Raw genomic sequence first — 17290 nt, 5'->3', positions numbered from 1 at the left:
ACGACCGGCGCGTTGAACACCGCGGCCCAGTCGAACGCCTCGTTGACGTCGCCCTGGCTCGTCGCGCCGTCGCCGAAGTAGGCGATGACTGCGGCGTCGCGCTCGGGGTCGTTGCGGCCGACCTCACCGTCGAGCGTCAGGCCCATCGCATAGCCCGTCGCGTGCAGGGTCTGGGCGCCGATGACGATGCTGTAGAGCGCGAAGCCGTGCTCGGCCGGGTCCCAGCCGCCGAGCTCGACGCCGCGGAACAGGCCGAGCAGCAATGCGGGGTCGACGCCGCGGCAGAGGGCGACGCCGTGCTCGCGATAGGTGGGGAACGCGAAGTCCTGCGGGAGGAGGGCACGGCCCGAACCGATCTGGGCGGCTTCCTGGCCCAGGGCGGGCGCCCAGAGGCCCAGCTCGCCGTGGCGCTGCAGGGCGTGCGCCTCGAAGTCGATGCGCCGGCTCAGGACCAGGTCACGGAACAGGGCGCGGATGCTGTCGTCATCCCCGTCGTACGAGAAATCCGCGTGGGAGACGCGATCTCCTTCGGGAGTCAGGAGCTGGACGAGCGGAAATGCTCCAGCTGGATCGTCCGCAACGTACGCGTCGGGCATCGTGGAACTCATGCGACTCCTCAATCTATCGGTCTACGGGATTGCCGCTCCGATGTCGAAGATGCGAGGCACCAGTGTCACAGGGGTGGTGGACGTTGGCGCGCTCACATGGACGTGATTGGCATCACATCTGAACCCACCGTATCCCGGCAACGACCGCCTGACAAAACAACGCCCCGATCGGCCGATGGTCACGCTCGAGATGCTGCGCATCCGGGGTTTCGGACGACTTGTCAGTGCTCCTTGAGCCAGGTCGCGGCCCGGTCGAGAAATGCCGCGTTGGCCTGCGGGCTGCCGACGCTGATGCGTACGCCATGGCCGGCGAACGGGCGGACCGAGATCGGATCGCACCACGCGGCGAACTCCATCGCGTCGTCGCCCAGCGGCAGCCAGACGAAGTTGGCCTGGGTCTCCGGCAGGTCCCAGCCCTGCTCGCGCAGCGCCCCGACCATCGCGTCGCGCTCCTGCACGATCGCCTCGACCCGCTCGGCGAGAGCGTCGGCCGAGTCGAGCGATGCGACGGCGGCGGCCTGGGACAGGTCCGTGACGGCGAACGGCGGAGTCGCCTTGCGGATCGCCTCGGCGACCTGCGGCCGGGCGATCGCATAGCCGACGCGGAGGCCCGCGAGCCCGTACGCCTTGGAGAACGTGCGCAGCACGACGACGTTGTCGTGGCCGGCGAGCACCGCCAGGCCGTCGGCGGCATCGGGATCGCGGATGAACTCGACGTACGCCTCATCGACCACGACGAGGACGTGCGGGGGGACGGCGGCGAGGAACCGGTCGAGCTCGGCGGCCTTGACGACGGGCCCGGTCGGGTTGTTGGGCGTGCACACGATCACGACGCGCGTGCGGTCCGTGATGGCGGCCGCCATCGCATCGAGGTCGTGGGTGGCGTCGGGCCGAAGCGGCACGCGTACGGCGGTCGCCCCGGTCAGGTCGGCGGCGATCGGGTACGCCTCGAACGACCGCCACGGGTAGACGATCTCGTCACCGGCCTCGAGGTGGGCGTTGAGCAGGGCGTACAGCACCGCGACCGAACCGGTTCCCGCGGCGAAGTGGTCCGGCGAGAGCCCGAACCTGGTCGACAACGCGTCGTACAGCGCCGTCATGCCGGCGTCGGGATAGCGGTTGATCCGCCCGAGCTCGGCCGATGCGCGCTCCACGACTCCGGGCAGCGGGTCGTACGGGTTCTCGTTGCTCGAGAGCTTCTGGTCCTCGCTCGCGGCAGCCTTGCCGGGCCGGTAGACCGGGATGTCGTCGAGCGCCCGGCGGGCGCGGGGGGTTCGCATGCCCCTGAGCGTAATACCTGACCGATCGGTCAGATATGGCTGGTCCCGGAGCGGGCATGGATGCCGCTCGGACTGCCCGCGAACGAACACGTCCGAGGCCGCTGACATGATCGAGCGCGTGACCACCCGCAACCCACGACTCGGATACGCGCTGGTCGTCCTGGCCGCGATCCTGTTCGGCCTCAACGGCGGCGTCTCCCGGGTCGCGATGGGGTCAGGGCTCAGCCCAGAGTCGTTCACGACGCTGCGCATCACCGGCGCGATGCTGGTCTTCGTCGCGTACGCCGCCTGCTTCCGCCGGTCGGCCCTGATCCGTCCCAAGGGCTCCGCCATGCTGCTCGTGATCGCGCTCGGCCTGATCGGCGTCGCCGCGCTGCAGCTGACTTACAACGTCGCGATCGACCGGCTGCCGCTCGGCATCGCGCTGCTGATCGAATACCTCGCGCCGGTGCTCGTGGTGCTCTGGGTCCGGTTCGTGCGCAAGGAGCCCGTGCGCGGCCGGATGTGGCTCGCCGTCGCGCTCGCGATCGGAGGGCTCGCGGTCGTCAGCCGGGTCTGGAACGGCCTGACGTTCGACGGGCTCGGGGTCATCATGGCGCTGCTCGCGGCGGTGAGCTTCGCGTCCTACTTCCTGCTGGGCGAGCACAACGTGGGCTTCGACGACCCGCTGCGCGTCATCCTGTGGGCCTTCGTCGTGGCCACCGTCGCGATGAACCTCATCGAGCCGATCTGGACGACACCCTCCCTCGACGGCTCGACGTCGCTGCTCGGGAGGCTCGAGGACCACTCCGCCAACCCGTGGCTCGTCGTGGCCCTGGTCGTAGTGCCCGGCACGGTGGCACCGTTCTTCCTCGAGATGGTCGCCCTCCGGCACCTGCCTGCGACGATCGTGATCGTCGTCGCGATGCTCGAGCCGGTGATCGCCAACGTCCTCGGCTGGGCCTGGTTCCGCGAGTCGCTGACGCCCATCCAGGTGCTCGGCGCGATCGCGGTTCTCGCCGGCATCGTCCTGGCGCAGACCTCGCGCAAGCTCGAGACGGTCCTGCCTCAGCCCTGAGGCCCCGGCGGTTTACCAGGTTCTCCTGGTAAACGGTCACTTCACCGGGCAAATCTGCCAGGAGGAGTGGCGCGTTGCCTGGTGGAGCGGGCCCAACGAGGTCGTCACAGGCTCGTCGGAGGCACCGGCGGTGCTGACAGTGCAACAATCGGCACCATGCCCAAGTTTGTGACTGCATGGATCCTCAGCGGACTCGCCCTCGCTGCCGCCGCCGGCCTGCTCGGCGACCACATGAACATCGGCGTGTCCGGAGACTCGACCGGCGAGCGGATCGTCGCGGTCGCCCTGGTCGCGCTGGTCTTCACGGCGATCAACGCGTTCGTCGCGCCGGTCATCAAGACCCTGTCGCTGCCGTTCATCATCATCACGCTGGGCTTCGCGCTGCTCGTGATCAACGCCCTGCTGCTCCTGCTGACCGAGTGGATCACCGGCGAGTTCGGCGTGGCATTCGAGGTCGACGGGTTCTGGTGGGCCGTGCTCGGCTCGATCGTCATCTCGATCGTCAACACGGTGCTCGGTGCGTTCACGGGCAAAAGCTCGGCGCGTTGACCTACCGCATCGCCCTGGTCTGTCTCGGCAACATCTGTCGGTCACCGATGGCGCACGTCGTCCTCGAGGACCGGCTGGCCAAGGCCGGGCTCGACGACCGCGTCGAGGTCGCGTCGTCCGGCACGGGTGACTGGCACGTCGGCCATCCGATGGACCCGCGGGCGGCGGCAACGCTGTCTGCTGCGGGCTACGACCCGACCCGGCATCGCGCGCGTACGTTTTCGCCGGACTGGTACGCCGAGAACGACCTGCTGCTCACGATGGATTCGAGCAATTACGCAGACGTCGCCGACCACGCCCCGACAGTCGAGCAGGTCCAGCAGGTTCGTATGTTCCGCGAGTTCGACCCGGAGGCGGCCAACGGGGATGTCGACGTACCGGACCCGTATTACGGCGGTGACGATGGATTCGCCGAGGTCCTCACGATGATCGAGCGTACGACCGACGAGCTGGTCGCCCAGCTGCCCGACCTCATGGACCGCTGAACGTACGGTCGTCCACGGGGTAACGTCGTCGTCATGGCACGCATGGCAGGAACCGCCGCCCGGGCGGAGGCTCTCCTTGGCCTCGGTGTCGTATCCACGACTCCGGTCGCCGGCGGTGACATCTGTACGTCCACCAGGCTCCGGCTGACCGACGGCCGCGGCGCCATCATCAAGACCCGCCCGCACCCGCCCGAAGGCTTCTTCGAGCGCGAGGCCGAGGGGCTCCGCTGGCTCGCCGAGGCCGGCGGCGCCCACGTGCCACGCGTGCTCGCGGTCGCCGACGACTGCCTCGTGCTCGACTGGATCGAGCCGGGCAAGCCCACGACCGACGTGGCCGAGCGATTCGGCCGTGCCCTGGCCGCGACGCACGCGGCCGGCGCCAAGGCCTTCGGCGCGGACCAGGACGGGTTCGTCGGGCTGGCGCCGCTGCCCAACCGCTCGTTGCCAACGTGGCCGGAGTTCTTCGCGTCGCGGCGGGTCATGCCCTACGTACGCGCGGCGGTCGACCGCCAGGCGCTCACCTCCGAGGAGGCCGCCACGATCGAAGCGGCGATGCGGCGCATCCACGACTTCGCCGGCCCCGAGGAGCCGCCGGCCCGGATCCATGGCGACCTCTGGTCGGGCAACATCGTCTGGGGCTCGGACGGCAACGTCTGGCTCATCGACCCGGCGGCGCACGGCGGCCACCGCGAGACCGATCTGGCGATGCTGTCGCTGTTCGGCATACCGCATCTCCAGCGGGTGATCGATGCGTACGACGAAGCAGCCCCCCTGGCGGACGGGTGGAAGGACCGGGTCGGGCTGCACCAGCTGCACCCGCTGCTGGTGCACGCGATGCTGTTCGGCGGGACGTACGGTGCCCGGGCCGCCGCAGCGGCGAAGAGTCTTCTGGATGGGAAGAGTTCCTAGTTCAGCCAAGTCTCAGGGATCCGGGGCAGACTGATTCCCATGCGCATCCTTGTCGTCGACGATGACCGTGCTGTGCGCGACTCACTGCGACGGTCCCTCGAGTTCAACGGCTACTCCGTCGAGCTCGCCTCCGACGGCGCCGAGGCGCTGGCCCGTGTCCCGCAGATCAATCCCGACGCGATCATCATGGACGTCATGATGCCCAGGCTCGACGGGCTCGAGGCGACGCGTGCCCTGCGCGGCGCCGGCAACGACGTGCCGATCCTCGTGCTCACCGCCCGTGACGCCGTCTCCGACCGGGTCGACGGGCTCGACGCCGGCGCGGACGACTACCTCACCAAGCCGTTCGCCCTCGAGGAGCTCCTCGCGCGCCTTCGCTCGTTGCTGCGTCGCTCGAGCCGCGCTGCCGCGGTCGAGCCCGACGAGGCGCCGCTGACCTTCGCCGACCTGTCGCTCGATCCGGTGACCCGCGACGTCAAGCGCGGCGAGCGCTCGCTGTCGCTCACGCGCACGGAGTTCGCCCTGCTCGAGCTGTTCCTCCAGCGCCCCAAGCGCGTGCTGGAGCGCTCCTTCATCCTCGAGGAGGTCTGGGGCTTCGACTTCCCCACGACCGCCAACTCCCTCGAGGTCTACGTCGGCTACGTCCGCCGCAAGCTCGAGGCCGAGGGCGAGCCGCGGCTGCTCCACACCGTGCGGGGCGTCGGATACGTCCTGCGCGAGACGCCTCCGTGATCGGCGTCCTGCACCGCTCGCTGCAGCCGCTCACCCAGCGGATGTCGCTCGCCCTGCGGGTCGCGGTGCTCACCACGATGGCAGTCGCGGCCACGCTCGGCGTCGTCAGCGCGATCGTGTTCGTCGTCGTACGCGCGGAGTTCGAGAGCTCGCTCGACGAGTCGATGCTGCGTCGAGCTCACGCAGCAGTCGATGCCGGGTTGGCCGAGGCGGAGAACTTCCGGCAGCTCAACCCCCAGCTGCAGCGCATCGCCGACGTCCAGATCTTCGTCGTCAGCGGGGGCGAGCTGTTCTCCCCCACCGCTGACGTGAACGAGCTGACCAAGGCGTTCAAGAGCTATCACGAGGTCGAGGTCTCGATCGGCCAGGTGTCCCAGTCGATGCGCACGGTACGCATCGAGGGCACGCCCTACCGCGTCGTCGCCGTGCAGGCCGGCAGCGGAGTGGCGCTCGTCATGACGCAGTCGATGGAGTCGGTCGACTTCGCCCTCAACCGGCTCAAGCTCATCCTGCTGCTGTGCAGCACCGCGGGCGTCGCCCTCGCCGGCGTCGCGGGCTGGGCCGTGGCCGCCAACGGCCTGCGCCCGGTCCGGCGGTTGACCGCCGCCACCGAGCGCGTCGCGCGTACGTCAGAGCTGACCCCGATCGAGGTCACCGGGCACGACGAGCTGGCTCGGCTGACGACGTCGTTCAACGCGATGCTCCAGGCCCTCGACGCCTCGCAGGCCCGGCAGCGGCAGCTCGTCGCCGACGCGGGCCACGAGCTGCGGACCCCCCTGACGAGCCTCCGCACCAACATCGAGCTGATCGGCCAGGCCGCCGACAACGTCGACAAGTCACTCACCGACGACCAGCGCCACGAGATCATGGGGGACGTCCGGGCGCAGCTCGAGGAGCTCACGACCCTGGTCGGCGACCTCGTCGAGCTCGCACGTGACGAGCCGATGGCCCGCGACCCGGAGCCGCTCGACTTCTCCGACGTCGTCACGCAGGCGATCGACCGCGTACGCCTGCGCGCACACACCGTCGCGTTCGACGTCGAGCTCGAGTCGTGGATGGTGTTCGGCGAGCCGCAGCTGCTCGAGCGCGCCGTCACCAACCTGCTGGACAACGCCGCCAAGTGGAGCCCGCCGGGCGGCACGGTCCACGTGCGCCTCGCGGGTGGTGAGCTGACCGTCACCGACGAGGGACCGGGCATCGACCCGGCCGACCTGCCGCACATCTTCGATCGCTTCTACCGCTCGAGCGAGGCGCGTACGCTGCCCGGATCCGGGCTCGGCCTGTCGATCGTCAAGCGGGCCGCGGAGCGTCACGGCGGGACGGTCGACGTCGAGTCGCCGGGCGGGGGAGGCACGACATTCACACTCGTCCTGCCCAGCTCGGACCAATCCTGACCTGCGGGTTTCTTTGATCGCTCACACGCCGCTCTTAGAGCCGTCTCAGTGATGCGCGAGAATCTACTTCCATGACCGATACGAACGACCCGTTCGCCGCACGCCCGTACGTCCCCCCGGCGGAACGCGACGACGCTGCCAAGGCCCCGTCCGCTCCTTCCGAGCCCGCGCCGGCAGACCCGACTCCGTCCGAAGAGACACCTCAGCGCCCTCCGGAGTCACCCACGGTCGAGGCGCCGGCGGCCGACGCGGAATCGGACTCGGACTCGGAGCCGACGATCCCGGTCACCCCCACTCCAACACCGGCGTCCGAGCCGCACACCGTCGAGCAGCCGGCCGCCACGACCTCCGAGCAGCCCGCTGCGGAGTCCGTGCCGCCCGCCGAGGCCTACACGCACCGCTACGCGGACGCCCCCTCGACACCGCCCGCGGCCGCCGACTCGCTCCCCCCGTTCGCCGAGCCGACCATCGCGTTCCCCGCCGAGGGCGGCAGCGGCCATGACGAGCCGCCGGTCACGAGGAAGCGTCGGCCCGGCCGATTCCTCGCCGGCGCACTGGCCATCGCCCTGCTCGCGGGTGGCGCAGGCTATGGCGGCGCCGTGCTCCAGGACAAGCTCCAGGACGACGACGACAATGGCTCCACCGTCAGCTCGCTCGACACCGGCAAGGTCACCAACACCAACGTCCCGGCCGGCGCTGTCCAGCAGGTCGCCAAGAAGGTCGCCCCCTCCGTCGTCCAGATCAACGTCAAGGGCGACGAGGAGTCCGGCTCCGGCACGGGCATCATCATCAGCAGCGACGGCGAGATCCTGACCAACAACCACGTCACCGCGGTCGCCGGCGACGGCGACGGCATCATCACGGTGGCGTTCAACGACGGCTCCTACTCCAAGGCCACGGTCGTCGGCGCGGATCCCAAGACCGACCTCGCCGTCATCAAGGCCAGCGGCAAGTCAGGTCTGACACCGGCGACGCTCGGCAGCTCGGCCGACCTCGAGGTCGGCCAGGAGGTCGTCGCAATCGGCTCGCCGTTCGGCCTCGAGAGCACCGTGACGCAGGGCATCATCTCGGCGCTCAACCGCCCGGTGACCTCGTCCGACGGCAGCTCGGAGCCCGGCGCGTCCAACACGTTCCCGGCGATCCAGACCGACGCGGCGATCAACCCCGGCAACTCCGGTGGTCCGCTGGTCGACATCGAGGGCAACGTGATCGGCATCAACTCGGCGATCAAGGCGTCCGGCTCCGGCGAGGGCGGCTCGATCGGCCTCGGCTTCGCGATCCCGATCGATCTGGCCAAGAACGTCTCGAGGCACCTGGTCAAGGGTGAGAAGGTCGAGCACGCGCAGATCGGCGTCACGGTCAAGGCCGCGGTGTCGGACGACGGCATCACCGGCACCGGAGCCGAGATCGCCGACGTCACTGCCGGTGGCGCGGGCGACAAGGCCGGCCTCAAGAAGGGCGACATCATCACGGCGGTCAACGGCGACCTGGTCGCCAGCAACGATGCCCTCGTGGCTTCGGTGCGAGGCTTCCAGCCGGGCGAGAAGGTCACGCTGACCTACCTCCGTGACGGTGAGAAGCGCGAGACCGAGGTGACCCTCGGCTCGGACGGCGGCAACAGCGACTGACCTGCCGCAGAGCCCGAGACCGGGCGCCATCTCGTCCACCACGCGTACAGGATGGCGCCCGACCAGGTTCGGCGGGATAGCGCGCGAGGATGGCCGATTTTCGCTCGTGAACTGTCAGTGCCCGTCACTACCGTGAGGGGGTGAAGACTGAACGTGACCTCTCCCTTCCGGCCATGCTCGTCACGGTCGTCCTCTGGGCCTCGGCCTTCGTCGGCATCCGTGCCGTGGGCGACACGTTCTCGCCGGGCTCCCTGTCACTCGGCCGCCTGGTCGTCGGGGCGATCGCCCTCACGTTCTTCGCCCGTCCCCGCACCACGGCACTGCCGACCGGCCGGCCGCTGCTGCTCGTCGTGCTCTACGGCGTCGTGTGGTTCGGCGCCTACAACATCGCGCTCAACGCCGCCGAGCGTGACCTCGACGCCGGCACGACGGCGCTGATCGTCAACGTCGGCCCGATCTTCGCCGCCGTCATCGCCGGCATCCTCTACAAGGAGGGCTTCCCCAAGCCCCTCATGATCGGCATGGCCATCGCGTTCGGCGGGGTCGCCCTGATCGCCCTCAGCACCGACAGCGACTCGACCGCGGTCGACACGGCGAGCACCACCGGCGTCCTGCTGTGCGTCGCCGCCGCAGCGTTTTATGCATTCGGAGCGCTGGCCCAGAAGCCGGCCCTCAAGCACATGCAGCCGATCATGTCGGTGTGGCTCGGCTGCCTCGTCGGCGTCGTGGTGTGCCTGCCGTTCGCCCCGGCCCTGATCGACGAGCTCAGCGGCGCCTCGCTCCACGACATACTCTGGCTGACCTACCTCGGGGTCTTCCCGACCGCGATCGGCTTCAGCACGTGGTCGTACGCGCTCAAGCGCATCTCGACCGGCAAGGCCGCGTCGACGACCTACCTCGTGCCGGCAGTCGCGACGCTGATCTCGTGGGCGATCCTCGACGAGGTCCCGGCTGCGCTCGCCTTCGTCGGTGGCGCTCTGTGCCTCATCGGCGTCGCGATCACCCGCCTCAAGTCGACACCCAAGGCGGCACCCGTCGACGAGCCCACCCCCGCCAGCTGACCCAACTCCCCGCTGAGCGTGACGTTGTGCAGGCGACACGCCGGTACGAACCTGCAGAACGTCACTCCCAGCGGGGGTCAGCCGATGAGGTCGGTGACGAGGTCGCGCAGGATGCCGAAGCCGTTCTGCGTGAGGATCGACTCGGCGTGGAACTGCACGCCGCGGTAGTGCGGGCCGGCAACGAGGTGGATGTCGCCGGTCTCCGGATCCGTCTCCACCGAGACACCTTCAGGCAGGCCCGAGGCGGGTACGCGCGCGACGAACGTGTTGTAGAAACCGACCGTCTCGGGACGGCCCAGCACCGTGAGCCGGCTCTGCGTGCCCTGGAAGACGATGTCCTTGAACGTCAGGTCGAGCCCGATGTTGTGGCTCAGCACCTGGTGCCCAAGACATACAGCCAGAAATGGTCGTTCTGTGGACAGGAGAGAGGTGACGAGGCCGTGCAGCACCGCCATCTTGGGATCGGCGAGGTCGCGCGGGTCACCGGGCCCGGGGCCGACGACCACGAGGTCATAGCCGTCGAGGTCACCCTCGGCGTACACGTCATGGCGGACGATGTCGGTCGTCATGCCGAGCACGCCGAAGACGTGGGACAGCATGTTGACGAAGTCGTCCTCGCCGTCGACTATCACGACCCGCTTGCCGGTCAACGTCGTCACCGGCGCGGCACCGGACTGATCGGTGAGCCAGAACTGGCTGAGCCGCTGGTTGCGTGAGCCGAGTGCGATCAGCACGTCGTCCTCGCGGGTGAACGCGTCGAACCCCTCGACCGGCTCGGGCGCCGCCTCGACGAGCCCGAACGCGCTGAGGATGCCGGAGGCCTTGGCCCACGTCTCCCTGGTCTCGTACACCGCATCGGAGTCGCGTACGAGGGTCGCACCGGCGGTGACCTTGAGGTTGCCCTCGAGGTCGACGTCGGCCGTACGGATGAGGATCGGCGCGTCGGCGAGCGGGATGCCGTCGTCGTCACGCCCGATCAGGGCCGCCACGGCGGCGTAGTAGCCACGGCCCTCGGGCTCGTACTTCTTGATCAGCCGGCACGCGTTCTCGACCGGGCTGCCGGTGACGGTGGCGGCGAACATCGAGTCGCGCAGCACCTCGCGCACGTCTCGGTTGGTGCGGCCGGCGAGCAGGTACTCGGTGTGCACAAGGTGCGTCATCGGCTTGAGGTACGGCCCGAGGACGAGCCCGCCCTCGTGGCAGATGTCGCACATCATCTTGAGCTCCTCGTCGACGACCATGAAGAGCTCGTAGATCTCCTTCTCGTCCTTGAGGAAACGCAACAGCTCACGCTTGCGATCGGCGTGGGTCTCGAGGCCGCGCATGCGGAACGTGCCGCTGATGGGGTTCATCCGCACCTGGCCGTCCTCGACGCTGACGTGCCGCTCGGGGCTCGCGCCGATCAGGTAGCGGTCGCCCGTGAAGATGCAGAACGTCCAGAACGCGCCGCGCTCCCGCTCGAGCAGCCGGCGGAACACCGTCAGCGCGCCGTCGTGTCCCCAGTCGGCGACCTGGGCGCGGTAGTGCCGGCCGATCACCAGGTTCGCGCCCTCGCCCTGGCCGATCTCCTCGTCGATGATCGTGCGCACGGTGTCCGCGTACGCCTCGTCGGTCGACTCGAAGCCACCCCGGTCGGCGAACTCGATCGGCGTGTCCGGGAGCAGCTCGAGCAGCTCGGCGATCGGCACCTCGGCGCTGTATGCCGCCTCGATCGCGGACAGCGGCGTGCCGTCCTGGTGCGCTTCGAAGCCGCGCTCGCGCACCTGGGCGTACGGGACCAGCACGACGTGGTTCCAGGCGCGATCGCTGCCCGGCACCAGGGGAATGTCGGCAAGCGTGTCGAGGTCCGTGCGCGGACCGCCGATGAGCGTGACGGTGTCGGAGTCGCGTACGCGGATCAGCGCGAACGCAGGCTGGGCGAGGAGATCATCGAGCTGGGTCATGAAGGTCCTTGGGAAGTCTCGACCGGCCAGGACGAGAAAAGCCCAGAGCCGGCCAACGAGGCGGTCTGGGCAAGAGTCGACAGTCCACCTACAGGTGGAGCCACCAGCTGGAGTGCTGAACTGTCATGGCTAGAGCGTAGCGCAGGGCCGAGGCGACCAGCTGACACGAATATCTCGAAATCGCTTGCTGAATCCCGACTTCGGGAGAAGAGTGTTGCGACAACGGTGCGAATTCAGGGTCTCGGGGTTCTCGCACCCACGTCGGGCGAGCCTCGCGCACCTGGCCAACGGTCGCTCGGCGTTCCGGAATGGGGAGCCATGAAGTCGATCCTGCGCATCACCGCGGCAGTCCTGATGACCGTCGCGATGTCATTCGTCGCGTCCGGCCCCGCCCGGGCGGCCACGCCGGAGTGGCTCTCGGTCGCGGCCGGCGCCAACCACACGTGCGCCATCGCCACGAGCCACGCGCTCTACTGCTGGGGCAACAACCTCAACGGGCAGCTCGGGCTCGGGGACAGTCTCTACCGCGACATCCCCAGACGGGTCGGCACATCGACCAGCTGGACCAGCGTCAGTCTTGGCGACTTCCACACCTGCGCCCGGCACTCGTCGGGCAGGCTCTACTGCTGGGGCGCCAACTCTGACGGTCAGCTGGGTACCGGCGGCCCGGCGACGGACCGCACGACTCCCACCAGGGTCGGCACCTCCACCAACTGGACCCACGTCAGTCTGGGCCAGCGGCACACGTGCGCCCGGCACACCTCGGGATCTCTGTACTGCTGGGGCGCCAACAGCGAAGGGCAGCTCGGCCTCGGCCACACCACGCCGCGAAGCACACCTACGAAGGTCGGCACCTCCACCAGCTGGATCCTGGTGAGCGCGGGCGACCTCCACAGCTGCGCCAAGCACACGTCGGGCTCCCTGTACTGCTGGGGAGACAACGCCTACGGGCAGCTCGGCCTCGGCCATCTCGACGACCGCTCGGCACCCAGAAAGGTGGGCACCTCCACCAGCTGGGCCAGTGTCAGCAGCAGCGTCGAGCACACCTGTGCACGCCACAACTCTGGTTCGGTCTACTGCTGGGGCGCCAACGGCTCCGGACAGCTGGGCCTCGGCGACTTCGATGACCGCACGTCCCCCCGGAAGGTCGGCAACTCGACAAACTGGACCACCTTCGCCACAGGCGGCCTCCACACCTGCGCCCGCCACAGCACCGGCTCCCTCTACTGCTGGGGATACAACGACAGCGGTCAGCTGGGACTCGACGACTTCGCCGAACGAAGCACGCCCACCAGAATCCTCTGACGCCTGAAGGCGGTGACGACCAGCCCGCACGACCCGAGGTGGGCGCTGTCATGCTGGCGGCATGGACATCGATGTCGACCTGATCCGGCGCGACCTCGCCCAGATCGTCAACATCCCCAGTGTCGGCGGCTCTGACGCCGAGGTGGCCGTTCAACGGTGGTGCGCCGCGACGCTGACCGGCCTCGGCATGGACGTCGACCAGTGGACCCTCGACCTCGACGACCTGCGCGCCTCCGCGGACTACCCCGGTGAGGAGGTCGATCGCGAAGAGGCCCTGGGCTGCGTCGGCGTCTCCGGTGCCGGCACTCCGGCGCTGATCCTCAACGGCCATGTCGACGTCGTGCCGCCGGGCGACCCCGACACCTGGGCCAACGCCGATCCCTGGCTCGTCCGCGAGGCCGACGAGAAGTGGTACGGCCGCGGGGTCTGCGACATGAAGGGCGGAGTCGTCGCGATCATCGCGGCGGCGCGGGCGGTCAGCGACATCGAGCTCAGTCGGCCGTACGCGGTGCACACCGTGATCGGCGAGGAGGACGGCGGCCTCGGCACGTACGCGACCCTGCGCCGTGGGCACATCGGTGACGCCTGCGTCATCGCCGAACCGACCGACGGCCAGGTCGTCGCCGCCAACGCCGGCTCGCTGACGTTCCGCATCGAGGTCGTGGGCCGCGCGACCCACGGATCGATGAGGGCCACCGGCCACAGCGCCATCAGTGCGTTCGAGCTCCTGCACCGCGCGCTCGCGGAGCTCGAGGCCGTACGCAACGCGGCTCCGCCCTATCCGTTCGGGGAGCTGCCGTGGCCCATCAGTGTCGGCATCCTGCACGCCGGCGACTGGGCCAGCACCGTCCCTGACCTGCTGGTCGCGGAGGGGCGCTACGGCGTCATGCCCGGCGAGTCGTTCGCCGCGGCCAAGTCGGCATTCGAGAACGCGCTGGCGTCGGCTGCCGCCACGGATCCGTGGCTCGCGGACAACCCGCCGACCGTCACGTGGCCCGGAGGCCACTTCGCCGCCGGCCGACTGCCCGATGGCGACCCGTTCGGTGCACAGGTCGTCGACGCCGTCATCGCGGCCGGCCAGCCCCGGCCGCACCTCACCGGCGCTGCGTACGGCTCGGACCTGCGCCAGTACGCCGCGCTGGACATCCCGACGGTGCAGTACGGTCCCGGCAAGATCGCGAACGCGCACGCCGTCGACGAGCACGTGGCGATCGACGAGGTCGTGACCTCCGCGCGAGCGTACGCCGAGCTGATCCTCTCCCGCTGCCTAGCGCGGTGAGGTCGTGACGGGGGTGTAGTCCCCCACCCGGATGATCCCGCCCGGCTCGAAGCTGACCGGTTGCAGGCCGACCGGCCTGCCGTCGGCGAACGTCACGATCGTCACCTGGGCCTCACGGCGAAGCTTGCTGCCCAGCGCGAACGCGTAGACGGCGCCGCCGGTCGTCCCCGTCGACAGCGTGGTGGTGGTGCGGCCGTTGGTGCCGGTGACGGTCGTCGGGCCGACCTGGCGGTGGAGATGCCCGGACAACACCAGATCGGCGCATCCGGAGGCGGCCGCCCGGCTCGCCGAGGAGGGCGAGTGCACCGCGATGACGCTGACCTCGCCGTCATCACATGCCGCCTTCTCCAGCCGCTCGTCCTGCTGCCGCAGCGAGACGCTGTTGTCGGCAGGGTCGCCGCGGTAGCCCGCCGTGAGCCCGGAGCTGCGCGGATCGCTGCTGCCGATGAACCGGACGCCGTCGACCGTGACCGGCTCGCCGTCGAGGACCGTGAACCCCTTGTCCTTCATCTGCTGGCGCACCGTCGGCCCGGTGTCGTGGTTGCCGGCGACCGCCACGACCTCGAAGCCGCGGAACTCCCTTGCCAGCGAGTTGATGCTGAAGGTCTCCCAGCTCCCGCCGTTCGACGTGTCGTCGCCGAGATCGATCAGCATCCGGGCGCCGGCTCGGTCGGCGATCGCGCGGGCCACCGGGTCCATGCCGATGTTGTCGTGGCGATCCGTCACGACGAGCGCCGTCGACTCGCCCTCCAACGGCGTACGGACGTCGGCCGTCGCGGCGCTGACCGCGAGCCGGCCGTAGAACGAGACCGAGGTGCGGTACGTCTCGAGGGCGCCCTCGACGAGCGCCCGGCTGCCGGTCGTGGACGCGCCTTGGGCGATCTCGACCTTGTCGAGCACGTCGTCGGACGGCAGCTCGGGGAACACCGACCCGATCGGCACCCAGGCCTTGTCGTCCGAGCGTGGTCGGTCAGGGGCGGCGACGAGGATCAGCGCGGCGATCGTGATGACCCCGACGGCGCCCGCACCCACGACCTGGCGGCGACCGGGGTGGCGCGCCTCCGCCCAGATCGCCCGGCGACGGGTCTGGCCTATCGCCCGCCACGCCAGCACCGCGATCAGCACCGCGAGCAACGCCGCACCGAGCGCACGCATCGCCGCGTCGATCAGCATCGAGTTGATCGACGACCGTACGGCCGCGATCTCGCCCTGCGGCTGCGCCGCGATGGCGGCGTCGCGGGCGACGAGCTGGTCCAGGTTCGTGACCTCGCTGTCGCCCAGGCGTACGTCCATGCCGAGGCCGAGCGGCGCCTCCGCCGGGAGCCGGATCTGCGGGATCAGCGAGCCGAAGTCGATGCGCGCGTAGCCGCTGAAGGTCGGGTGGACCGTCGCGTCGTGGGCGCCGATGCTGACCTCGCGCTCACTGTGGATGAACGTCGAGTAGGCCGTCGGCAGCGCAACGCCCACCGCGAGGAGGACGAGGAGCAGGACCTTGAGAGCCCGAGTCATGAAATACGCGACAACCAGCGGTCTGTCGTGCCGACCGTCGTCAGCAGCTGCGTCGCACGGGTGAGCACGACGTACAACGTGCGCCAGCCGGCGATGGACTCGGCCGCGATGCCGTCGGGCTCGACCACGACGACGCCGTCGAACTCCAGGCCCTTGGTGTCGAGGCCGTCGAGCAGGCGGAGCCGATCGGGGTGCTGCTCGAGCAGCTCGGCGAGCTGGTGACCGAGCTTGGTCAGCCGGGCCGTCGGCGCGACGATCGCGACGGTGCCCTCGACCCGGTCGAGGATCTCCTCGGCGCTGCGCCGAACCGTGTCGACGAGCTCGTCGGCGCCGACGCGGAGGTGCACGGGCTGCTCGCCGGTGCGGCGAACCGCGTCGGCGAGGTCCGGGTGCGGCACGGCGATCGCCGCGACCTTGGCTGCCAGGTCGTAGATCTCGGCGGAGTTGCGGTAGTTGGTGGAGAGCCGGAAGGCATGCTCGGGCTTGCCCTCGAGGGCGGCCTTGCGCGCCGCGGCCGACTCCTTGGGATGGGGCCACGACGACTGCGCCTCGTCGCCGACGATCGTCCAGCTGGCGTAGCGACCGCGACGGCCCAGCATGCGCCACTGCATCGGCGACAGGTCCTGCGCCTCGTCGACGAGCACGTGGGCGAACCCGTCGTCCTCGATGCTCTGGGTCGAGCGGAAGCGATCGTTGCGATCCTCGCGCTCGCGCCGCTCGAAGCTCATGAGCTGCTTGGGGGCGTCGTCCTCGTCGCCGCCCGTCACCGGCACCTCGCCGATGATGTAGCGGAGCTCGTCGATCAGCGGCACGTCCTCGATGCTCGGCTCGCCGATCTCCCAGGAGGCGTTGAGCGCGGCGAGCTCGTCGGCGCTGAACGCCCCGCGCGCGAGCCGGTCGATGACGTCGGGCAGCGTCCGCCACACGTCGATCGGCTCGACCGGCGGCCACCAGTCCTCGACGAAGTCCACGAAGCGGTCGTCGGTCGTGATGGTCTCGACGAACTCCTCCTCGCCCTTCTCCAGAGCGCGCTCGCCGGCGACCTGCGCCCACAGCGCGTCGACGAGTGCCGCCGGGGCCTTGAGGTAGGCACGGTTGCGCTTGCCACCTGACAGCAGGTTGCGGCGGATGCGCTCGAGCTGCTCGATGTCGAGCCGGAGGACGTCGTCCTTGTAGAAGTAGCGGAACTCGGTCGGCGTCCCGGGCATCGGGGCGGCTGCAGCTCGCGCGAGGAACGCCGGCATGCGCGACGAGCCCTTTGCGGCCGCGGCGACCGGCTCGTCGTGGCGGGTGGCCCGCAGGCCGTCGACGACCTCGCCGAGCGATCGCAGCGTCACACTGGTCTCGCCGAGGCTGGGGAGCACGCGCTCGATGTAGTTCATGAACACCGTGGAGGGTCCGACGACCAGCACGCCGCCGGACTCGAAACGCCGCCGGTCGGTGTAGAGCAGGTATGCCGCGCGGTGCAGCGCCACGACGGTCTTGCCCGTACCCGGGCCGCCGCCGATCGTGGTGGCGCCGCGGCTCGGGGCGCGGATCGCCTCGTCCTGC

Annotated in this window: 15 protein-coding genes; 10 read left to right on the top strand and 5 right to left on the bottom strand. The window is 69.7% G+C overall.

Features of this window, described 5'->3' with window-relative positions; translation table 11 throughout:
* Positions 1-608: thiamine pyrophosphate-dependent enzyme (locus V6M46_RS01460; RefSeq protein WP_332661927.1), on the bottom strand; the 608-nt coding region annotated here is incomplete at its 3' end.
* 221 nt (positions 609-829) lie between these two features.
* Complete coding sequence (gene hisC / locus V6M46_RS01455; protein ID WP_332661925.1) at positions 830-1888, bottom strand: histidinol-phosphate transaminase; 1059 nt, start codon at positions 1886-1888, stop codon at positions 830-832.
* A 106-nt stretch (positions 1889-1994) separates the two neighbouring features.
* Here hisC and V6M46_RS01450 point away from each other — a divergent pair, with 106 nt between their 5' ends.
* From V6M46_RS01450 to V6M46_RS01415, 8 genes are all read left to right on the top strand, one after another.
* On the top strand, positions 1995-2945 hold the full coding sequence (locus tag V6M46_RS01450; protein WP_332661923.1) for an EamA family transporter: 951 nt from the start codon (positions 1995-1997) through the stop codon (positions 2943-2945).
* Between the two features lie 156 nt (positions 2946-3101).
* Positions 3102-3494, top strand: coding sequence for a phage holin family protein (locus tag V6M46_RS01445; RefSeq protein WP_332661922.1), 393 nt, complete (start codon positions 3102-3104; stop codon positions 3492-3494).
* Complete coding sequence (locus tag V6M46_RS01440; RefSeq protein WP_332661921.1) at positions 3491-3979, top strand: low molecular weight protein-tyrosine-phosphatase; 489 nt, start codon at positions 3491-3493, stop codon at positions 3977-3979. The genes V6M46_RS01445 and V6M46_RS01440 overlap by 4 nt, the downstream gene beginning before the upstream one ends.
* 33 nt (positions 3980-4012) lie before the next feature.
* Positions 4013-4888 carry a fructosamine kinase family protein gene (locus V6M46_RS01435; protein ID WP_332661920.1) on the top strand — a complete coding sequence of 292 codons (876 nt, stop codon included), beginning with the start codon at positions 4013-4015 and terminating at the stop codon, positions 4886-4888.
* A gap of 39 nt (positions 4889-4927) precedes the next feature.
* Complete coding sequence (locus tag V6M46_RS01430; RefSeq protein WP_332661918.1) at positions 4928-5620, top strand: response regulator transcription factor; 693 nt, start codon at positions 4928-4930, stop codon at positions 5618-5620.
* A complete protein-coding gene (locus V6M46_RS01425) occupies positions 5617-7014 on the top strand; it encodes a sensor histidine kinase (protein WP_332661916.1) in 1398 nt (465 codons plus the stop codon). Before V6M46_RS01430 ends, V6M46_RS01425 begins: the two co-directional genes overlap by 4 nt.
* 71 nt (positions 7015-7085) lie before the next feature.
* Complete coding sequence (locus V6M46_RS01420; RefSeq protein ID WP_332661914.1) at positions 7086-8642, top strand: trypsin-like peptidase domain-containing protein; 1557 nt, start codon at positions 7086-7088, stop codon at positions 8640-8642.
* Positions 8643-8782: 140 nt separating this feature from the next.
* A complete protein-coding gene (locus V6M46_RS01415; protein WP_332661912.1) occupies positions 8783-9703 on the top strand; it encodes a DMT family transporter in 921 nt (306 codons plus the stop codon).
* 77 nt (positions 9704-9780) lie between these two features.
* Here the strand turns inward: V6M46_RS01415 and V6M46_RS01410 are convergent, their stop codons facing one another.
* Positions 9781-11646 (bottom strand): anthranilate synthase family protein, encoded by a 1866-nt coding sequence (locus V6M46_RS01410; protein WP_332661911.1) that lies wholly within the window; start codon positions 11644-11646, stop codon positions 9781-9783.
* Positions 11647-11964: 318 nt separating this feature from the next.
* On the opposite strand from V6M46_RS01410, the gene V6M46_RS01405 reads away from it, so the two are divergent.
* Together V6M46_RS01405 and V6M46_RS01400 are read left to right on the top strand one after the other, a co-directional pair.
* On the top strand, positions 11965-12951 hold the full coding sequence (locus V6M46_RS01405; RefSeq protein WP_332661909.1) for an RCC1 domain-containing protein: 987 nt from the start codon (positions 11965-11967) through the stop codon (positions 12949-12951).
* A 61-nt stretch (positions 12952-13012) separates the two neighbouring features.
* A complete protein-coding gene (locus V6M46_RS01400; RefSeq protein ID WP_332661907.1) occupies positions 13013-14230 on the top strand; it encodes an ArgE/DapE family deacylase in 1218 nt (405 codons plus the stop codon).
* Here V6M46_RS01400 and V6M46_RS01395 read toward each other — a convergent pair.
* Both V6M46_RS01395 and V6M46_RS01390 read right to left on the bottom strand, forming a co-directional pair.
* Positions 14219-15739, bottom strand: coding sequence for a metallophosphoesterase family protein (locus tag V6M46_RS01395; protein ID WP_332661906.1), 1521 nt, complete (start codon positions 15737-15739; stop codon positions 14219-14221). The two genes, V6M46_RS01400 and V6M46_RS01395, sit on opposite strands and share 12 nt — an antisense overlap.
* Positions 15736-17290 (bottom strand): HelD family protein (locus V6M46_RS01390; protein ID WP_332661905.1); only part of this gene is annotated, 1555 nt, incomplete at its 5' end. The genes V6M46_RS01395 and V6M46_RS01390, both read right to left, overlap by 4 nt.

The sequence above is a fragment of the Aeromicrobium sp. genome, assembly GCF_036676885.1.
Classification (GTDB): Bacteria; Actinomycetota; Actinomycetes; order Propionibacteriales; family Nocardioidaceae; genus Aeromicrobium.
This window is presented reverse-complemented; position numbering and strand designations above follow the sequence as displayed.

What these genes read in the sequence shown, in the direction of transcription:
- hisC (WP_332661925.1), bottom strand. Translation starts at nt 1,888, where the DNA reads ATGCGAACCCCCCGCGCCCGCCGGGCGCTCGACGACATCCCGGTCTAC.
- V6M46_RS01450 (WP_332661923.1), top strand. Translation starts at nt 1,995, where the DNA reads ATGATCGAGCGCGTGACCACCCGCAACCCACGACTCGGATACGCGCTG.
- V6M46_RS01445 (WP_332661922.1), top strand. Translation starts at nt 3,102, where the DNA reads ATGCCCAAGTTTGTGACTGCATGGATCCTCAGCGGACTCGCCCTCGCT.
- V6M46_RS01435 (WP_332661920.1), top strand. Translation starts at nt 4,013, where the DNA reads ATGGCACGCATGGCAGGAACCGCCGCCCGGGCGGAGGCTCTCCTTGGC.
- V6M46_RS01430 (WP_332661918.1), top strand. Translation starts at nt 4,928, where the DNA reads ATGCGCATCCTTGTCGTCGACGATGACCGTGCTGTGCGCGACTCACTG.
- V6M46_RS01420 (WP_332661914.1), top strand. Translation starts at nt 7,086, where the DNA reads ATGACCGATACGAACGACCCGTTCGCCGCACGCCCGTACGTCCCCCCG.
- V6M46_RS01410 (WP_332661911.1), bottom strand. Translation starts at nt 11,646, where the DNA reads ATGACCCAGCTCGATGATCTCCTCGCCCAGCCTGCGTTCGCGCTGATC.
- V6M46_RS01405 (WP_332661909.1), top strand. Translation starts at nt 11,965, where the DNA reads ATGAAGTCGATCCTGCGCATCACCGCGGCAGTCCTGATGACCGTCGCG.
- V6M46_RS01400 (WP_332661907.1), top strand. Translation starts at nt 13,013, where the DNA reads ATGGACATCGATGTCGACCTGATCCGGCGCGACCTCGCCCAGATCGTC.
- V6M46_RS01395 (WP_332661906.1), bottom strand. Translation starts at nt 15,739, where the DNA reads ATGACTCGGGCTCTCAAGGTCCTGCTCCTCGTCCTCCTCGCGGTGGGC.